Annotated in this window: 12 protein-coding genes; 6 read left to right on the plus strand and 6 right to left on the minus strand. The window is 72.1% G+C overall.

The features are described 5' to 3' along the window. The first annotated feature begins 856 nt into the window (after positions 1-856). A complete protein-coding gene (locus ACSUPV_RS07180; RefSeq protein WP_436947139.1) occupies positions 857-1,342 on the plus strand; it encodes a hypothetical protein in 486 nt (161 codons plus the stop codon). A gap of 71 nt (positions 1,343-1,413) precedes the next feature. Here ACSUPV_RS07180 and ACSUPV_RS07185 read toward each other — a convergent pair whose 3' ends face one another. After that, complete coding sequence (locus tag ACSUPV_RS07185) at positions 1,414-1,665, minus strand: helix-turn-helix domain-containing protein (protein ID WP_031118308.1); 252 nt, start codon at positions 1,663-1,665, stop codon at positions 1,414-1,416. A 32-nt stretch (positions 1,666-1,697) separates the two neighbouring features. On the opposite strand from ACSUPV_RS07185, the gene map reads away from it, so the two are divergent. Both map and ACSUPV_RS07195 read left to right on the plus strand, forming a co-directional pair. Further along, positions 1,698-2,465, plus strand: coding sequence for a type I methionyl aminopeptidase (gene map / locus ACSUPV_RS07190; RefSeq protein WP_037759767.1), 768 nt, complete (start codon positions 1,698-1,700; stop codon positions 2,463-2,465). A gap of 185 nt (positions 2,466-2,650) precedes the next feature. After that, positions 2,651-5,182, plus strand: a complete 2,532-nt coding sequence (locus ACSUPV_RS07195; protein ID WP_436947140.1) for an ATP-dependent Clp protease ATP-binding subunit — start codon at positions 2,651-2,653, stop codon at positions 5,180-5,182. 79 nt (positions 5,183-5,261) lie between these two features. On the opposite strand, the gene ggt is transcribed toward ACSUPV_RS07195, so the two are convergent. After that, positions 5,262-7,061 carry a gamma-glutamyltransferase gene (gene ggt / locus ACSUPV_RS07200; protein ID WP_382615067.1) on the minus strand — a complete coding sequence of 600 codons (1,800 nt, stop codon included), beginning with the start codon at positions 7,059-7,061 and terminating at the stop codon, positions 5,262-5,264. 104 nt (positions 7,062-7,165) lie between these two features. Here ggt and ACSUPV_RS07205 point away from each other — a divergent pair, with 104 nt between their 5' ends. Then, positions 7,166-7,921, plus strand: a complete 756-nt coding sequence (locus tag ACSUPV_RS07205; RefSeq protein WP_031118313.1) for a hypothetical protein — start codon at positions 7,166-7,168, stop codon at positions 7,919-7,921. Between the two features lie 115 nt (positions 7,922-8,036). Next, positions 8,037-9,605, plus strand: coding sequence for a CocE/NonD family hydrolase (locus ACSUPV_RS07210; protein WP_436947141.1), 1,569 nt, complete (start codon positions 8,037-8,039; stop codon positions 9,603-9,605). A gap of 224 nt (positions 9,606-9,829) precedes the next feature. Here ACSUPV_RS07210 and ACSUPV_RS07215 read toward each other — a convergent pair whose 3' ends face one another. Both ACSUPV_RS07215 and ACSUPV_RS07220 read right to left on the minus strand, forming a co-directional pair. Continuing rightward, entirely contained in the window at positions 9,830-10,573 is a 744-nt protein-coding gene (locus tag ACSUPV_RS07215) for an amino acid ABC transporter ATP-binding protein (RefSeq protein WP_031118315.1), read from the minus strand. A gap of 140 nt (positions 10,574-10,713) precedes the next feature. Further along, positions 10,714-11,121: a DUF6278 family protein gene (locus tag ACSUPV_RS07220; RefSeq protein ID WP_359789290.1), complete on the minus strand. Its 408-nt coding sequence runs from the start codon at positions 11,119-11,121 to the stop codon at positions 10,714-10,716. A gap of 219 nt (positions 11,122-11,340) precedes the next feature. On the opposite strand from ACSUPV_RS07220, the gene ACSUPV_RS07225 reads away from it, so the two are divergent. Continuing rightward, on the plus strand, positions 11,341-13,107 hold the full coding sequence (locus ACSUPV_RS07225) for an SGNH/GDSL hydrolase family protein (RefSeq protein ID WP_436947142.1): 1,767 nt from the start codon (positions 11,341-11,343) through the stop codon (positions 13,105-13,107). On the opposite strand, the gene ACSUPV_RS07230 is transcribed toward ACSUPV_RS07225, so the two are convergent. Both ACSUPV_RS07230 and ACSUPV_RS07235 read right to left on the minus strand, forming a co-directional pair. Further along, positions 13,104-13,883, minus strand: a complete 780-nt coding sequence (locus tag ACSUPV_RS07230; protein ID WP_037759777.1) for an exodeoxyribonuclease III — start codon at positions 13,881-13,883, stop codon at positions 13,104-13,106. The genes ACSUPV_RS07225 and ACSUPV_RS07230 overlap by 4 nt on opposite strands. Positions 13,884-13,926: 43 nt before the next feature. After that, a complete protein-coding gene (locus tag ACSUPV_RS07235) occupies positions 13,927-14,562 on the minus strand; it encodes an MBL fold metallo-hydrolase (protein ID WP_031118321.1) in 636 nt (211 codons plus the stop codon). Positions 14,563-14,573: the final 11 nt, after the last annotated feature.

Consider the following 14,573-nt stretch of genomic DNA (forward strand, 5'->3'; position numbering starts at 1 on the left):
CCGGGGGTTCGGGGGTGGCAGGGGGCTGCGGAGCGGCCGGGGCGGGCTCCGGAAAGGCAGGGGCTTGATCCGGAGTGGGTGCGGCTTGACCTGGAGGGGCCGGGGTCGGGCCTTGGGAGGTCGGGTACGGGCTCTGGGTCCCCGGGGCCAGGCCTTGGGCTGTCGAGCCTTGAGGGCTGAGGTGCGAACGCGGGGCGGCCTGGACCCGGCCCGGGGCGGCTGGGGTCCAGCCCGAGGGAGTCGAGCCCGGATTCCGGCCCGCCCGACCCGGGCCTGACACGACCGAGCCCGGGCCTGGTCCGTGGTCCTGACCCGGGCCGTGGTCCTGACCCGGGCCGTGAACCTGACCCGGACCGTGAACCTGACCCGGGCCGTGAACCTGACCGGAACCTTGAACCTGACCCGCGCTCGGGCCCGGCCCGGGACCCGCCGGAGTAGAACCCTGGTCCACCACACCCCGGCCCGGTGCCGACGACGGCCTGGCGGACGTCTCCTGGCCGGGGCCCGAATCCGTGAAGTCATGGGGCCAGCCGTGGGCGACGGCTTCCCGGGCATCCCCGGCCCTCGGGGAACCGTGCTCGCCCGCGGTCGCGCCATCCGTCTCCCGCGCCACCTGGGCCTCCGGCGCCACCGGCGCCACCGGCCTCGGGCCGTACCCGCGCGCACTCCCTGCCGCCGGTTCACCACCCCGCGCCCGCGCCGCGGCCTCCGGTCCGTTCCCGTCGGCCCGCCGCCAGTGGTCCCCTGGCCGGTGGTCCCCGCGCGGGGTGGTCGGCAGAGGACTCGGCCCCTGCCGCTGCCGGTCCAGGTAAGCGATCCGCGCCCTGAGTTCCGCACAGCGGACGGTCGCGCGTTCGTGGTCGTCCCGGGCCCAGGCGAGGTCCAGCCGGAGGGCGTCGGCCTGCTCGCGGGTGGTGGCCGAGGCCAGCTGCCGGGCCAGGCCGGCCTGGCGTTCGGCGGCGAACCGCTGCTCGCGGAGCATGACGTCCAGCAGGTCCCCGAGCGCGTCACGGCCCCCGGGCCGGCTGTCGAACGCGGCCAGCGCGGCGGCATGCAGGGAGCGGGCGCGTTCCGTCTCCGGGCCCGCGCCCCCCGGGCCGTACTGCCCGGCGAGGTCCCGCAGCAGCGCCTCCACCACGTCCCAGGGCGGCATCTCACGCCCGTCGAGACAGGCTTGCATGCCTTCGGGGTCGCGCTGCCAGAACACCGCGCACCAGCCGCCGGACGGATCGAGGCGTGCCAGCAGACCATCCAGGTAGTTCGTGAACTCCCGCACCTCGGCCGGGAGTTGATCCGCCGCCATCACTCAACTCCCGCCAGACCGGAGCACTCCGCCCAGTAGGCAACACCAGTCGTGTTACAGCAGTGCTACGGGGAGTTTTCACACGCGGCGCAGCAGCCTCAGCACCGGCCTCAGACCGGCACCAGGACGCACTGTCCCGCCAACTCGTCCATGGACAGCCCGAGCACACCGGCCAGCGCGGCCACCGTGAAGAAGGCCGGGGTCGGGGCCCGCCCGGTCTCGATCTTCCGGAGGGTCTCCGCGGAGATGCCCGCGCTCGCCGCGACCTCCGTCATGCTCCGGTCGCCTCGCGCCGCACGCAGCAGCCTGCCGAGCCGCTCGCCGCGTTCGCGCTCTTCGGGGGTGAGAGGGGTGCGCACCATGACACCATTCTAATACCGGTATAGTAATTGGCATGGTGGAGCTGAAGACCGACACATCAATCGATGCCATGTTCGAAGCGGGCCAGGTCGTCGCCCGTGCCCTGACGGCCGCACAGAAGGCCGCCGACGTGGGCGTCTCCCTGCTGGAGCTGGACGAGGTGGCGCACGACGTGCTGCGTGAGGCGGGCGCGACCTCGCCGTTCCTGGGGTACCGGCCGTCCTTCGCGCCGACCCCGTTCCCCGCCGTCCTCTGCGTCTCGGTGAACGACGCGATCGTGCACGGCATCCCGACCCGTTACCGGCTGCGCGACGGCGACCTGGTCTCCATCGACTTCGGCGCCGAACTGGGCGGCTGGGTCGGCGACTCGGCACTGAGCTTCGTCGTGGGCACCCCGCGCCGCGCCGACCTGCGCCTGATCGAGACCGCCGAGCGGGCCCTGGCGGCCGGCATCGAGGCCGCCGTCGTCGGCAACCGGATCGGCGACATCGCCCACGCGATCGGCACGGTCTGCCGCGGGGCGGGCTACGGCATCCCCGACGGCTTCGGCGGCCACGGCATCGGCCGCCGGATGCACGAGGACCCCGGTGTGCCGAACGAGGGCCGGCCGGGGCGCGGCATGCGCCTGCGACACGGCATGGTGCTGGCGATCGAGCCCATGGTCATCGCGGGCGGCACCGACGACTACCACGCGGCGCCCGACGGCTGGACGCTGAAGACGAACGACGGCTCCCGCGCGGCCCACGCGGAGCACACGGTGGCGATCACGGACGCGGGCCCGAGGATCCTGACGGCACGCTGAACCCGCCACCCGACGGGATTGTCGGTAGATGTCCCGAAGGTGCCCCTCGTCGGCGATCGTGCGAAGGTGTTCTACGAGCGCGCCCCAGGTGTAACGGGCTGCCACCCGGGTTACCCGACCCCGGCACGTCGACCAGCGAGGGCGTCCCCCGCCCGCGCGCCGGGGACGCCGGGAACGGAAGGCCCATGAGCAGCGGCTTCAGCAGCCCGGAGGGCTACGGCTCGGATCCCTTCGGAGAATTCCTCGCACGCTTCTTCGGCGGACCGCGTCCGGGTCCCCGGCAGATCGATCTCGGCCGGCTGCTCAGCCAGCCGGCCCGGGAGCTCGTCCGGGGCGCCGCCCAGTACGCCGCCGAGCACGGCAGCCGCGACCTCGACACGGAGCACCTGCTGCGGGCGGCGCTCGCCACCGAACCCACCCGGACCCTGCTCAGCAAGGCCGGCGCAAACCCCGACTCGCTGGCCTCGCAGATCGACGAACGGTCGGGCCCGGCGCAGCACAGCCCGAACGACGCGCCGCCGCCGACCACGCTCTCCCTCACCCCGGCGGCCAAGCGGGCCCTGCTGGACGCGCACGACATGGCCCGGGCCCGCGGCTACGGCTACATCGGCCCGGAGCACGTGCTCAGCGCCCTGGCCTCGAACCCCGACTCGGCGGCCGGGCACATCCTGAACGCGGCCCGCTTCGCCCCCTCCGAGCCGCCCGAGGCACCGGAGGCACCCCAGGCCGAGCGCCCGCGCCCGACGAACACCCCCACCCTCGACAAGTACGGCCGCGACCTCACCGAGCTGGCCCGGCACGGCCGGATCGACCCGGTGATCGGCCGGGACCAGGAGATCGAGCAGACCGTCGAGGTCCTCTCCCGCCGCGGCAAGAACAACCCGGTGCTGATCGGTGACGCGGGCGTCGGCAAGACCGCCATCGTGGAGGGGCTGGCGCAGCGCATCTCCGAGGCGGACGTGCCCGACGTGCTGATCGGGCGCCGCGTGGTCGCCCTGGACCTGACCGGTGTGGTCGCGGGCACCCGCTACCGGGGTGACTTCGAGGAGCGGATGAACAACATCGTCAGCGAGATCCGCGCCCACTCCGACCAGCTCATCATCTTCATCGACGAGCTGCACACGGTCGTGGGCGCCGGTGCCGGTGGCGGCGAGGGCGGGTCGATGGACGCCGGCAACATCCTCAAGCCGGCCCTCGCCCGGGGCGAGCTGCACATCGTGGGCGCCACCACGCTGGAGGAGTTCCGCCGGATCGAGAAGGACGCGGCGCTGGCCCGCCGCTTCCAGCCGATCATGGTTCCGGAGCCGACCGCCGCCGACGCGATCGAGATCCTGCGCGGCCTCCAGGACCGCTACGAGGCCCACCACCAGGTCCGCTACACCGACGAGGCGCTGGTCGCCGCCGTGGAGCTGTCGGACCGCTACCTCACCGACCGCCGGCTGCCCGACAAGGCGATCGACCTGATCGACCAGGCCGGTGCCCGGGTGCGGCTGCGGGCCCGGACCAAGGGCACCGACGTGCGGGCCCTGGAGCGGGAGCTGGAGCAGCTGACCCGGGACAAGGACCAGGCCGTCGCGGACGAGCAGTACGAGCAGGCCACCCAGTTGCGCGACCGGATCCTGGACGTCAAGCAGCGGATCACCGAGGCCGGCGGTGACGGCGAGGTCGACGAGGGCCAGGACCTGGTCGTCGGCGCCGAGGCGATCGCCGAGGTGGTGTCGCGGCAGACGGGCATCCCGGTCAGCAGCCTCACCCAGGAGGAGAAGGACCGCCTGCTGGGCCTGGAGGAGCATCTGCACCAGCGGGTGGTCGGCCAGGACGAGGCCGTCCGGGTCGTCTCCGACGCGGTGCTGCGCTCCCGCGCTGGGCTGGCGAGCCCCGACCGGCCCATCGGCAGCTTCCTGTTCCTCGGCCCGACGGGCGTCGGCAAGACCGAGCTGGCCCGGGCGCTCGCCGAGGCGCTGTTCGGCAGCGAGGACCGCATGGTCCGCCTCGACATGAGCGAGTACCAGGAGCGGCACACCGTCAGCCGCCTGGTCGGCGCCCCGCCCGGCTACGTCGGCCACGAGGAGGCGGGCCAGCTCACCGAGGTCGTCCGCCGCCACCCGTACTCGCTGCTCCTGCTGGACGAGGTCGAGAAGGCCCACCCGGACGTCTTCAACATCCTGCTCCAGGTCCTCGACGACGGCCGGCTGACCGACTCGCAGGGCCGGACGGTGGACTTCGCCAACACGGTCATCGTCATGACCAGCAACCTCGGCTCCGAGGCGATCACCCGCCGGGGCGCCACGCTGGGCTTCGCGTCGGGTGGCGCCGACGCGGACGAGGAGGCCCGCCGGGAGCAGATCCTGCGCCCGCTCCGCGAGCACTTCCGGCCCGAGTTCCTCAACCGCATCGACGAGATCGTCGTGTTCCGCCAGCTCAGCACGGAACAGCTGCGCCAGATCACCGACCTCCTCCTGGACCGCACCCGCTCCCTCGTCCAGGGCAAGGGCATCACGGTGACCTTCACCGACCGGGCGGTGGACTGGCTGGCCGAGCGCGGCTACCAGCCGGAGTACGGCGCCCGCCCGCTGCGCCGCACGATCCAGCGCGAGGTGGACAACGAACTGTCACGGCTGCTGCTGGACGGCCGAGTGTCCGAAGGAGGCCGGGTGACGGTGGACGTGGAAGACGGCCACTTGGCGTTTCAGACGCAGAGTTCGGCAACGCCCTGAACGGGGCGCGGGGCTGTGCCGATGTGCGGCTCCGCCGCGCGGGGACGACCAGCCCCCACGCGCCCGCGGACGAAAACTGTCAACGCACCGCCCGCACCACCATCGCCGATCCCCCACCACGCCGTACCGTCTCAGCGGCTGCCAGCCACTTCCCACCCGGCAACCGCTGCACCCCCGTAGCCGCCCCGATCTCCGGGTTCGCCTTGAACGAGTGCCCGATCGCCTCCAACTGCCGCCTCACGTCGGCATCGAGCCCCGGTTCCAGCTCCGTCTGCGCGGCATTGCGCTGACTGGCCCGGGGCGCCGCGATCGCGTCGACGAGCGGCAGCCCCCGGTCGAGGAACGCGGTGAGCGTCTGCAGCACGGTCGTGATGATCGTCGCCCCGCCCGGCGACCCCAGCGCCACCACGGGCCTGTCGTGCCGGTCGAGAACGATCGTCGGCGACATCGAGGACCGCGGCCGCTTCCCCGGCCCCGGCAGGTTCGGGTCGTGCACGGCCGGGTTCGCCGGGGTGAAGGAGAAGTCCGTCAGCTCGTTGTTGAGGATGAACCCCCGTCCGGGCACGGTGATCCCGCTGCCACCGGTCTGCTCGATGGTGAGGGTGTAGGAGACGACGTTCCCCCACTTGTCGGCCACGGTCAGATGCGTGGTGCTGTCGCCCTCGTAGGTCGTGGGGGCGGCCGTACCGCCGGAGTCGCACGCCTTCGGGTCGCGCGGATCACCCGGCGCCACGGGACTCGTGAGCACCGCGTCGTCCTTGATGAGGCACTCCCGCGAGTCGGCGAACCGCTGCGAGAGCAGTTCCTTCGTCGGCACGTCCTCGAAGGCCGGGTCTCCGACCCACCGCCCCCGGTCCGCGAACGCGATCCGGCTCGCCTCGATGTACCGGTGCAGGTACTCCGCCTCGCTCGCCTTCGACAGGTCGGTCCGCTCCAGGATGTTGAGCGCCTCGCCGACCGTCGTGCCTCCGGAGGAGGAGGGCGCCATGGAGTAGACGCCGAGGCCCCGGTAGGAGGTCCGGGTCGGCGCCTGGAGCTTGGTGCGGTACGCCGCCAGGTCCCGCGGGGACAGGTCGCCCGGGCGGGCGTTCCAGCCCGAACCCGGGTCCACCGGCGGCTTGTTGACCGTATCGACGACGTCCCGCCCGAGCGGGCCGTGGTAGAGCGTCCCGACGCCCTTGCGGCCCAACTCGGCGTAGGTGCGGGCGAGATCGGGGTTCTTGAAGGTGGAGCCCACGACCGGCAGCCGCCCGCCCGGCAGGAACAGTTCCGCGGTGTCCGGGAAGTAGCGGAAGCGGGTCTCGTTGGACGCGGTCTGCGCCCGGAACGTCTCGTCGACCGTGAAGCCGTCGCGGGCGAGCCGCTCGGCCGGCTTCAGGACACTGGAGAGGCGCTTGCTGCCCCAGCGGTCGAGCGCCGTCTGCCAGGTGGCGGGCGTGCCGGGCGTGCCGACGCTCAGGCCGCTGCTGACGGCTTCGGCGAAGGGGACGGGCTTGCCGTTCTCCACGAACAGGTTCGCGTCGGCGCTCAGCGGGGCGGTCTCGCGGCCGTCGATGGTGCGCACCGTGCGGGACTTGGCGTCGTAGTAGACGAAGTAGCCGCCTCCGCCGATGCCGGCGGAGTAGGGCTCGGTGACGCCGAGAGCGGCGGCCGTGGCGACGGCCGCGTCGACGGCGTTGCCGCCCTTCCTCAGGACCTCGATCCCGGCGGCGGAGGCGTCCGGGTCGACGCTGGAGACGGCACCGCCGTAGCCGACGGCCAGGGGGGTCTTCTCACCGCCCGGGCTCTGCGCGGCGGGTGGCGCCGCCGCCCCCACCGAAGCCACCACGGCGGCCGAAACCGCCAGGACCGTCAGATTCCGTGCGACAGGGCGACGCATCCGCACCTCCAGTCAAAGGCCGTCCGCGCAGCTTAATTCATGGCCATGCCCTCGTCAGGAACGCGCCGAACGCGTGTCCGCTCGGCCCGCTACCATGCGCGCCCATGAATGACGACGTGCGCAACATCGTCCTGGGCGTGATAGCGGCGGGCATCAGTGCCGCGCTCGGCTGGGTGGCCCGCACCTACCTGTGGCGGCGCAGGCTCCGCCGCAAGCAGGCGTTCTTCGGGCTGCCCGACAACTCCGAGTCGCTGCTGGTGGTGAACCGGGGCGCCGGCGGTCCCGAGTTCGCGGTGATGCGCTACGACGTGTTCGCACTGCTCGAACTCGCGGCGCTGATCAAGGACTGCAACGCGCACGCCCAGATCCTGCCGCACGACACGGCCCGTCAGGGCTTCGGCGAACGCACCGAGTTCTGTGTGGGCGGCCCGGCCTCGAACCGCCGGATGGCGGCCCATCTGTCCTCCCTGCTGCCGGGCGTGCGCGTGAACGTCGACGCCGAACCGGGCCCGGACCGGGGATCGTTCCTGGTGGGTTCCGAGCGGTACCGCGTGGAGAACGGCAAGGAGGAGTACGCGCTGCTCGCCCGGCTCACCGCGGAGCGCAGTCAGAACACCCGTCCGGTGTTCCTCTTCTGCGGGCAGACGTCGATCACCAACCAGGCCACCACCCGCTACCTCGCCCGCCACCACGAACGGCTGGCCCGCAAGTACGGCAACACCTCCTTCGTCCTACTGCTCAAGGTGATCAACTCGCAGGCCTACGGTCCGGACGTCGTCGAGCTGGTGGAGGACGTGACGCGCGCGGCGCAGACGGCGCCGTCCGCCGCCTCTCCACGCACTACGCACCGTGCCTCCTGAGTTCCTCCACTTCTCAACAATCGTTACCGCCACGTAACTTACCGGTGGGTTACCCCTGGTAAGGGGGCGAGGTTACCGTTCGGTCACTTTGCACTGACACGAGTGAGGAGTGACCGTGGGACCCCACCGCAAGGCCCTGCGCACCACCGCCGTAGGCGCCGTCTCGGCGACCCTGGTCGCCGGCACCGCCCTCGGAATCGCCCCCACCGCCCAGGCGGCACCGCACCCCGTCCGCTTCGTCGACATCACCGGCGACGGCGGCACCGTCCTCAAGGCCAACGTCGTCACCCCGTCCGGCTCCGACGGCACGCGCCGCTACCCGCTGCTCGTCCTGCCCACGAGCTGGGGCCTGCCCCAGATCGAATACCTGGCCCAGGCCCAGCAGCTCGCCGACTCCGGGTACGTCGTGGTCACGTACAACGTGCGCGGATTCTGGCAGTCGGGCGGCGAGATAGAAGTGGCGGGCCCACCCGACGTCGCCGACGCCTCGAAGGTCATCGACTGGGCGCTCGCCCACACCCCCTCCGACGCCCGGCGCGTCGGCATGGCGGGCGTCTCCTACGGCGCCGGCATCAGCCTGCTCACCGCCGCGCACGACAAGCGGGTCAGGGCCGTCGCCTCCCTCAGCGGCTGGGCCGACCTGATCGGCTCGATCTACGCCGGCCGCACCCAGCACGTCCAGGCGGCCGCCCTGCTGGACGGCGCGAGCATCGTCACCGGCCGGCAGAGCGCCGAACTCCGGCAGGTCTTCGACGACTTCTACGGCTCCAACCTCGCGAAGGAGCCGGAGCTCGTCGCCTGGGGGAAGAAACGTTCCGCTGTGACGTACGTCGACCAGATCAACCGGAACGGCGCGGCGATCATGCTCGCCAACGCCTGGGGCGACTCGGTCTTCCCTCCCAACCAGTACGCCGACTTCTACGAGAAGCTGACCGGCCCGAAGCGGCTGGAGATGCGCCCCGGAGACCACGCCACCGCCGAGCTGACCGGCCTGTTCGGGCTGCCCAACGACGTGTGGAAGGACACCGAGCGCTGGTTCGACCACCATCTGCGGGGCGAGGACAACGGCATCGACCGCGAGCAGCCGGTCCAGCTCAAGTCCCGCGCCTCAGGCGGCTACGAGGGCTACCCGGACTGGAAGTCGGTCGGCGCGGACGCCCGGAAGATCGCCCTCGCGGGCTCGAAGACCATCCGCGCGAACGTGAACTCGGGTGCGGACGGCGGCGTCGTCTTCCTGTCCAGCATCCTCGACCAGGTGGCCCAGCTGCCGCCGATGGCCTCGATCCCGCTGCTCCCCCGGCGCTGGGCCGCCGTGTGGCAGTCGGAGAAGTACGCCACCGCCCAACAGGTGCGCGGCACGGCCAGGTTGCACACGACCCTCACCCCGACCAAGGAGAGCGGCACCCTCGTCGCCTACCTGTACGACGTGGGGCCGCTCGGCCTCGGCAAGCTGGTCTCCCACGCGCCGTACACCTTCCACGGGCGCACCCCCGGGAAGCCGTTCGGCGTCGACCTGGAGCTGTACTCCACGGCCTACGACGTCCCGGCCGGGCATCGCCTCGCCCTGGTCGTCGACACGGTCGACCCGCTCTACATCGAGCACAACCCGTCCGGCGCGCAGCTGACCTTCTCCTCGCCGGTGAACGACCCGTCGTACGTGTCGGTTCCGCTGCGCGAGCAGTGATCTCCGGCTGCCGCCGGACGGGCCTGGCCGATGTGAACCGCCGCCCCCGTGGCCGTGGCGGGCCATGGGGGCCGCACCCGGTGGGAACGCCCCGCGGACCGGGCGGGCGGTCAGCTCGTCCCGGGCGGGATCGGCGGATTCTGGCGAAGTCCCCCTCTCCGACAGGGATGAAGGGCACATCGTAGTCGAGGTCCGATGCGATGAGCCGTCCGGTGCCCGCCCGTTCAGTGCTTGAGGATCTTGGAGAGGAAGTCCTTGGCGCGGTCGCTGCTGGGGTTGGTGAAGAACTCGTCGGGGGTGCGGTCCTCGACGATCCGGCCGTCGGCCATGAAGACGACGCGGTTGGCGGCCGAGCGGGCGAAGCCCATCTCGTGCGTGACGACGATCATGGTCATGCCCTCGCGGGCGAGCTGTTTCATGACCTCCAGCACCTCGTTGATCATCTCCGGGTCGAGGGCCGAGGTCGGCTCGTCGAAGAGCATCGCCTTGGGCTCCATGGCCAGGGCGCGGGCGATGGCCACACGCTGCTGCTGACCGCCGGAGAGCTGCGCCGGGTACTTGTCCGCCTGGTCGGCGACACCGACCCGGTCGAGGAGTTCCCGGGAGCGTTTGTCGGCGTCCTCCTTCCGGCGCCCGCGGACCTTCACCTGCCCCAGGGAGACGTTCTGCAGGACGGTCTTGTGGGCGAAGAGGTTGAACGACTGGAAGACCATGCCGACGTCGGCGCGCAGCCGGGCCAGGGCCTTGCCCTCCTCCGGGAGGGGCTGCCCGTCGAGGACGATCTGTCCGGACTCGATGGTCTCCAGCCGGTTGATCGCCCGGCAGAGGGTGGACTTCCCCGACCCCGACGGACCGATGACCACGACCACCTCCCCCCGGCCGACGGTGAGGTCGATGTCCCGCAGGACATGCAGCTCCCCGAAGTGTTTGTTGACGTCACGCAGCTCGATCAGCGGATCGACGGCCATGCTCAGCCCTACTCACTCTCAGCTGTGTGGTGGTTGCCGCAACGTATCCAGGCAAGATCGAAGTTGGTCGGCGACACGCACTTTTCGATCATTAGCCGTATTTACATCGGACTTTGGGCCAAAGGTTCTGGCCATGGGGGTCACGCCTCCGCGACTTCGGCGTACAGCTGCGACAGTTCCGGCACCCCGTTCGCGGCCCATTCGTGCCCGGAGTCCACGACGTCGAACTCCCGGCCGGAGGCCAGCCGCACGACGGGCTGCCCGTCGGACCGGATCTCCCAGGCGGCTCCCGGGACGGTGCGCACGATGACGGTGCCCAGGTAGAGCCCGGCGTCGTTGCCGAGCCAGGGCAGGATCTCGTCGTCGTCCCGCCAGCGCGGCACGAGCTGGTCCAGCGCCTCCAGCGAGGCCGCCGAGTCGTCCAGGCGGACCCCCGCCCGGGACGCCTGGGAGCGGAGCAGTTCACACTCGGCGAGGAGGTCCGCGATGCCCGCCGGATCGGGGAACCCCACCTTCTGGCGCCGGTTGCCCAGGAAAGGGATGTTCATACGTCCAGCGTGTCATTCGTACCGCCGTACGCACCACAGGGCGCGCGGACCGGGGCGACGGTCGAGTTCACGCCGTGTTCGCCCGCGGCTCGTTGACGAGTCCCCGCCGTCTCCCTAACTTCACCGTGCGCCTTGCGTACCGGCGGTCGTTGAGCTCTCTGTTCCGTCCCTGCGTTGTGTGGTGTCGCGTCGTGTCTCGATGAGCGGGAGGAGTCGGCCGTGCGCCGATCTGTCCGGGGGATCCTGATCGTCCTGGCCCTGTGCGGGTCGCTGGTGCCCGCGGTCTCGGCGCGGGCCGCCGAGGAGGGGCGGGCCGCGCCGGTGCCGCTGGAGCGGCTGTTCGACAACAGCGCCGTCAGCGACGACGGCCGGCCGGCGGAGGCGGACTTCGACGGCGCCGGTGCCTCCCTGTCGGCGCGTGACCTCGCGGCCGCCGGCTGGACGCCGGGCCGGACCCTCACCGTCCAGGGGGCCCGGCTGACCTGGCCGAAGCGGCGGGCCGGCGAGCCGGACAACGTCCGCGCCGCCGGGCAGGACGTCCGCGTCACGGGGCGCGGTGACGCCCTCGCCTTCCTGGTGGCGGGCACCGCCGGCACGGAGGTGGGCGGCACGGGCACGATCGGGTACGCCGACGGCACCCGCTCCGGCTACCGGCTGACCGCGCCGGACTGGCGCACCGGGCCGCTCGCCACCAAGGCGGTGGCCCTGCCGCACATCAATACGCCCGGCGGGCAACGCGCCGAGCGGGCCCGCCTGTACGTCGTGACGGTGCCGCTCGTCGCAGGGCGCGCGGTCGCCTCCGTCCGGCTGCCGAGGGCGACCGGACTGCACGTCTTCGCGTTGTCGGTGCGGACCGCCACGCAGGGCTGGACGGGCAGCTGGACGACGGCGACGGGCGGATACGGCGCGGTGGGGCCCTGGACGGACCGGACGCTGCGGCTGGTGGTGCACACCTCGGCCGGCGGGCCCCGGGTGCGGGTGCGGTTCGACAACACGTTCGCGGCGGCGCCGGTACGGATCGGGAGCGCGACGGTGGCGGTGCAGGCGTCGGGCGCGGCCTCGCGGGGCGCTCCGGTGCCGTTGTCCTTCGGCGGGGCAGCGGGCGTGGAGATCCCGGCGGGGGCGCAGGCGTACAGCGATCCGCTCGGCTTCGCGGTGCCCGCGGACACCAACCTGCTGGTGAGCTTCCACCTGCCCGGCCCGGTGCCGGCGGCGCCCCTGCACCGGCTCGCGCAGCAGCGGTCGTACGTCAGCGAGCCCGGCGACCACGCGGCGGACGGCTCGGCGGGGGCGTACACCTCGGTGATCAGCAGCTGGCCGCTGCTCGCGGGGGTGGACGTGGGCGGCGGGCCCGGGTCCGTGGTGCTGCTCGGGGACTCGATCACCGACGGCGACAAGTCCACGGTGGACGCGAACCGGCGCTGGCCGAACGTCCTGGCCGGCCGGCTGCTGCGGCAGGACACCGTCCCGCGCTACGGCGTGCTGAACCAGGGCATCTCGGGCAACCGCGTGGTCAGCGACCGCTACCCCGGCGACGGGGTGTCCACGGACACCGCCGGGGTCAGCGCCCTGCACCGGTTCGACCGGGACGTCCTGGCCCAGCCGTCGGCGCGTACGGCGGTCGTCTTCGAGGGCATCAACGATCTGCGGTGGGACACCTCCGCGGAGCAGGTGATCGCCGGGTTGCGGGAGATCGCGGCGCGCGGGCACGCCCGGGGCCTGAAGATGCTGGCGGCGACGATCCTGCCCTGTGAGGGCGAGGCGCGCTGCACGGCCACCGTCGACGCCGAGCGGGTCGCGGTGAACGAGTGGATCCGGGGCGGCGACGTCTTCGACGGCGTGCTCGACTTCGACGCGGTGGTGCGGGATCCGCAGCGGCCGTCCCGGATGCTGCCCGCGTACGACAGCGGGGACCATCTGCATCCGGGCGACGCGGGCCTCGCGGCCCTGGCGGACTCGGTGGACCTGCGGCTGCTGAGGCCCTAGACGTCCAGGTCCACCACGACCGGGGCGTGGTCCGAGGCGCCCTTGCCCTTGCGCTCCTCGCGGTCGACGTAGGCGTCCTTGACGGCCTTCGCGAACGGCTGGTTGCCGTAGACCAGGTCGATGCGCATGCCGCGGTTCTTCGGGAAGCAGAGCTGGCGGTAGTCCCAGTACGTGAACGGGTGCTCGTACTTGAGGGGCCTCGGGACCACGTCCGACAGACCGGCCTCGCGCAGGGAGGCCAGGGCGGCACGCTCGGCGGGGGTGACGTGCGTGGAGCCCTCGAAGGCGGCGGGGTCGAAGACGTCGTCGTCCGTCGGCGCCACGTTGTAGTCGCCCATCACCGCGAAGGGGCGGCTGCCCGCCGCGTCACCGGCGACGGCCGCCTTGAGGGCCTCGAACCACTGGAGCTTGTAGGCGTAGTGCGGGTGATCCACCTCACGGCCGTTCGGCACGTAGACCGACCAGACGCGGAGCGGGCCGCAGGTCGCCGAGATGGCGCGGGGCTCCACCGAGCCGTCGAAGCCGGGGTCGCCGGGCAGGCCCTTGACCACGTCCTCGATGCCGACGCGGGAGAGCACCGCCACGCCGTTCCACCGGCCCGTCGCGTGGACCGCCGACTCGTAGCCCAGCTCGCGCAGTTGCTCCGCCGGGAACTGGTCCTCGGCGACCTTGGCCTCCTGGAGGCACAGCACGTCCGTGCCGCTGCTCTCCAGCCAGGCCAGGAGCCGCGGCAGGCGGGCGGTGATCGAGTTCACGTTCCAGGTCGCGATGCGCATGCCCCACAACCTACCCGGAGGGTCTGACAGCGCCGTCCCGACCTCAGAGGTCCGCCGACGTCCCCGGGGCGAGCCGCAGGTGCTCCGACCCGCCCAGCTGCCCGATCTGGCGGTCGTAGATGGGGCGGGCCAGGTCGGTGAGGAGGGCGTCGTGGATGTCGTAGGCGCGCTGCGGGCGCACCTCGCGGACGTAGTCGATGACCTCGGAGATCTTGCTCCAGGGGGCCATGACGGGGAGCATCAGCGTCTCCACCGGGTGGTCCGGGACGGTGAGGGCGTCGCCGGGGTGGAAGACCTTGCCGCCGTCGACCAGGTAGCCGACGTTGGTGATGCGCGGGATGTCCGGGTGGATCACCGCGTGGAGTTCGCCGTGGACCTGCACGTCGAAGCCGGCGGCGGTGAAGGTGTCGCCGTGGCCGACGGTGTGGACGCGGCCCGGGAAGGCGGACGAGATCTTCTCCGCGACCGACTTCAGGGTCCAGATCTCGGCGGCCGGATTGTTCTCCATCGCGGCGCGCAGCCGGAACTCGTCGAAGTGGTCGGGGTGCTCGTGGGTGACGAGGATCGCGTCCGCGCCGAGCGCGGCGTCCTCCTCGCTGAATCCTCCGGGGTCGAGGACGAGGGTCCGGCCGTCCTTCTCCAGGCGGACGCAGGCGTGCGACTTCTTCGTGAGCTTCATGATTCCATCCT

The sequence above is a fragment of the Streptomyces sp. SudanB52_2052 genome (assembly GCF_964272415.1).
Taxonomy (GTDB): domain Bacteria; phylum Actinomycetota; class Actinomycetes; order Streptomycetales; family Streptomycetaceae; genus Streptomyces; species Streptomyces olindensis.